Source organism: Pseudomonas sp. HP_01 (assembly GCF_055284355.1).
In genome coordinates this window covers 35,186-39,231 of record NZ_JBTOPV010000021.1, presented here as the reverse complement: position 1 = coordinate 39,231, position 4,046 = coordinate 35,186, and the positions used below count along the sequence as shown (strand labels likewise).

General features: G+C 62.7%; 3 protein-coding genes. All 3 read right to left on the bottom strand.

The window, feature by feature from the left end:
- Nucleotides 1–128 precede the first annotated feature (128 nt).
- Entirely contained in the window at nt 129–1,475 is a 1,347-nt protein-coding gene (locus ACYAR8_RS13275) for a lysine N(6)-hydroxylase/L-ornithine N(5)-oxygenase family protein (protein ID WP_463580123.1), read from the bottom strand.
- A 164-nt stretch (nt 1,476–1,639) separates the two neighbouring features.
- A complete protein-coding gene (locus tag ACYAR8_RS13270) occupies nt 1,640–3,334 on the bottom strand; it encodes a multidrug ABC transporter permease/ATP-binding protein (protein ID WP_463580122.1) in 1,695 nt (564 codons plus the stop codon).
- A gap of 45 nt (nt 3,335–3,379) precedes the next feature.
- Nucleotides 3,380–3,931: a sigma-70 family RNA polymerase sigma factor gene (locus tag ACYAR8_RS13265; RefSeq protein WP_463580121.1), complete on the bottom strand. Its 552-nt coding sequence runs from the start codon at nt 3,929–3,931 to the stop codon at nt 3,380–3,382.
- Nucleotides 3,932–4,046 lie beyond the last annotated feature (115 nt).

Genomic DNA, 4,046 nt, shown 5'->3' with positions numbered 1-4,046 from the left:
TCTTTCACCTGTTTGTATCGGCAAGGCTCAACCCGCAGGCAGCGCAACGGCGGCCCACAACGTTGTGAGAAAAGAGTGGGTGGCCGCTGACGACCACCGCTGTGACGGACTTTGTTTGCTGCCCGGACCTAGCGCGCCAGCTTGAGAGCCACGCGCGGTTCGGTCTGCGCCTGCAACGCCCCCTGAGCAGAGCGCGCCGAACACGGTTGCGCCTGGTCACCGAAGATCGATTCGACGACTTCCTGGGAGCGGATCGCCAGCACCGACAACAGCGTGTCGCTCAAGCCATGGCTGTCTTCGCAGCAACCCTGCAGGAAGATCCCGGCTTCGCTGCCGGGGGTCAGTGGCAAGCGATAGTGACGGTCGACGTTGGCGCCCTCGATGTATTGCTGAATGCCCGAGAGCAGTTCCAGGTGGTAGTCGCGGCGGTAACCGGTGGCGAGCACCACGACGTCGAAGGACTCGCTGTGCATCTGGTCATGGGGCGCGTCCCGCAGGAACAGTTCGATGCCGTCGGCGGCCACTTCGGCGTGGACCACTTCGCGGTTGGTGAGCATGCGGTGACGCTCTTCGCCGCGCACCTTCTGCTGGTACATGCGCTGGAAAATCGTCTCGATCAGGTCGGTGTCGACCACCGAATAGTTGGTGTTGCGGAACTCGTCGAACAGCGCCACGCGACGCTCCTGGCTGTGGTTGAAGATGGTGTCGGTGAACGACGGGTTGAAGATCTGATTGACGAAGGGGCTGTCATCGGACGGCTTCAGCGCGCTGCCGCGAATCACCAAAGTGGCCTCGACGTTGTCGAAACGCGAGGCCAGGTCTTCGAAGATTTCCGCCGCGCTCTGACCGCCGCCGACCACAGCCACGCGCACCGGGCCGGGACGGTTGGCGAGGAGTTTTTCGATCCCGCCGCGATAGCCGGCAGAGTGCAGCACGCGAGGATCTTCAAGACCGTCGAAGGCCGCCGGCGACTGGGGAATGCCGCCGATGCCGAACACCAGATTGCGCGCGCGACGACGGGAGATTTCACCGCTCGCGTCCCGGGACAGCACGTCCATGGCGACAAAGCGGCCGTCTTCGAAATGCGGTTCCACCGACATCACTTCGGCGCCGTAATGGGCCTGTTCGTTGAAGTGGGACGCCGCCCAGGTCAGGTAATCGGTGTACTCCTCGCGGGTCGGAAAGAAAGTCTTCAGGTTGATGAAGTCCTGCAGACGGCCGCGCTCGTTGAGGTAATTAACGAAGGTGAAACGGCTGGCCGGATTGCGCAGGGTCACCAGGTCCTTGAGGAAGGAAATCTGCATGGTGGAACCGTCGATCAGCATGCCTTCGTGCCAGTTGAACGCCGGCTTTTTCTCGAGGAAACACACGTGGGGCGCCAGACCGCTGCGCTGGGCATGCTCCTGGGTGGCAATGGCCAAAGCCAGGTTCGACGGGCCGAAACCGATGCCGATGAAGTCGTAGACGAGTTCCATGCTTCCCTCTCGTAAGGCGCGATGCGCGATCGACTCCGGCAGGCCGCACGACAAGGTCGCTGGCGCCGGATGGCAGTTCACGCGCATCAAAAATGTTTAAGACTGATTCTCATTAACATGACGACTGAGGCTGACGGCTGTTTAGTCCCGGTCGCCGAAAATTCTTACAGCGCCTCGACTGTTTTCATCTGGTAGGCGGCGCCGATCTCTTCCACCGCGTCGCGGCTGGCGTTTTCACGACGATCACCCTGCAGCTCGCTGAGCTGGCCGGCCTCCATCTTCACCAGGCGGTCGGCGAGGTCGAAGTACTGGTCGTCGTGGCTGATGGCGAACACCGTGACGCCGGCCTTTTTGAACATCGGCAGCAGCTCGCGGTAGAAAAAGCGGCGGAACAGCGGGTCCTGATCGGCGGCCCATTCGTCTAGCAGCAGAATGTCGCGCTTCTCCAGCAACGCCAGCATCAGTGCCAGGCGCTTGCGCTGCCCCTGGGAAAAACGCGTGTCGAGCAGGTGCCCGTCGGCGAGCTGCACCTTGTGCTTCATGTGCAGTTTTTCCAGCCAGTGCTCGACGTCAGCCGCGTCGGCGTTCTGCCCATCGGGCCCGAGCAATTGAGCGAACAGGTGGAAGTCGGTGAACACACTGGCGAACAGCTGACGGTAGGCCAGCCAGTCGTCCGAGCCGATGACCTGGCCGTCGATCAGGATCGCCCCCGCTGAAGGTCGATACAGGCCACTGAGCAAGCGCGCCAGGCTGGATTTGCCGCTGCCGTTGCCACCCATGAGGAACACCGTTTCGCCCCGGCGCAGGGTCAGGTTGACCGGGCCGACATCGAAACCGGGCTCGTCGCCCTGGGGCGCATAGTGGTATTCGACATCACGCAGTTCGAGGGTCTGCCAGTGGCCGGCGATGTGGCTGGGTGCGACGTCGAAGCTTTCGTGGTGTTCGGCCAGCGCCAGCGACTCGACTTTATCCAGCGCCACGCGCCCGGAGATCTGCGCGGGAATCGCTGCCACCGCCAGCACCAGCGGCGTGCGCATGAACAGCACGGTCAGCGCATAGGTCGCCGCCACTTCCGTCGGCGCCCAGCCCAGGCCGTTGGCCAGGTAGAACGCCAGGCCGATGGTGCCGAGGACCATGATGTTGGCCCAGTTGCTGGCTAGGCCGTGATACCGGTCAGCCAGGGTGAAATGCTCGCGGTAGCGCCGGGCGGCGACGTCGAAGGTTTCTTCGTACAGCCGGCGCGCGCGGTCGCGGTTGAGGGTCAGCTCCTTGCGCCCGTCGATCACCCCTTGGTAGCTCTGATAGAGCTTGTCTTCGGACTCACGCAGCGCGCGGATGTGGGCGTTGAGTTTGCCCACCAGCAGCCAGCCCACCCCCAACGTGAACGCCATCCAGCACAGCGTGGTGATGAACAGCGACGGCGAAAGCCAGGCCAGGTAACTGAACGACGCGACGCTGAGCACTGAGCCGTAGATCAGGTCCGGCAGTTGCACGAAGGCCATGGTCACCGCGCGAATGTCGCTGGACAGGCTGGCGAAGATCTTCGCCCCGCCGATGGATTCGATCCGCTCGATGTTGGTGTCCAGGAGGCGCTTGACCATCACCCGGCGCAGGCCGTAGACGAACCGGTGACCCAGCGCGGTCAGCGACAACGACGCCCCGGACGCCAGCGCCAGCAGCACGGCGAGCATCAGACCGAACTGCCACAGCGCGGTGCCAAGGCCTTCGTGACTGCTGATCATGCGTTGGTTGACGAAGGCAATCACGCCGACGCTCAACAGCCCGCTGCTGACGCTCAGCAGCAGCACCAATGCAAGCGGCCAGCGGTATTGCTGGAAGACCAGACGAACTAGTTTCATGAATGACTCCGGGCAGTGAAAACGAAAGACATGACGCGGCGATGCCTAGAGCTCGCCGAGCCGCGCGCGGCAGTGGGACAGGGTGTCGCGCAGGAGGAAGTTGACCATCGTCGGCGAGGTGCCGATGACCTTGGCCACGTCGCGCTGGGTGTAGCCCTGGATCTGGCTGAGGTCGAAGATGATGCGCATGCGCTTGGGCAACTCGTTGAGCGCCCCGACCAGTTGATCCAGTGACTCGCGACCGGCCAGCACGCGTTCGGGGGACACCTCGAAACGTATCTGCTCTTCATGCTCGGCTTCGGCGCCATGGTTGCGTTCGAGACGCTGGCGGCGAAGACGGTCGATGGACAGATTGCGCACGACGCGAAACATGTAGCGTGCCGGTTCCGCCGATGCGAAGTCGCTTTCGAGCATCTTCACGAAAGCGTCCTGGACCACGTCTTCGGCCCGGGCGCGACAGCCAAGGAATTTTGCCGCCAGGCGCATCAGCGCCTCGCGGTGAGTGTTGTAGGTGCCCATCAGCGCGTCGAGGCGCGGGTCTCTCGCGCCACGGGTGGCGCCAACACACGGTGAGCCGAGCCGTGCGGGCTGGCTCATTGCAGGGCGAAAATCCATCTTGTTCGACATCCCTGGTAACAAAGGAACGCGAAGGATAACGCAAACGATTCTCATTGCAACGTAAGAAAATTTACCGATTAGTGAAACTTTCTCG

Excerpts from the sequence above, each read along its gene's own strand:
- ACYAR8_RS13270 (WP_463580122.1), bottom strand. The coding sequence starts at position 3,334 with ATGAAACTAGTTCGTCTGGTCTTCCAGCAATACCGCTGGCCGCTTGCA.
- ACYAR8_RS13265 (WP_463580121.1), bottom strand. The coding sequence starts at position 3,931 with ATGAGCCAGCCCGCACGGCTCGGCTCACCGTGTGTTGGCGCCACCCGT.
- ACYAR8_RS13275 (WP_463580123.1), bottom strand. The coding sequence starts at position 1,475 with ATGGAACTCGTCTACGACTTCATCGGCATCGGTTTCGGCCCGTCGAAC.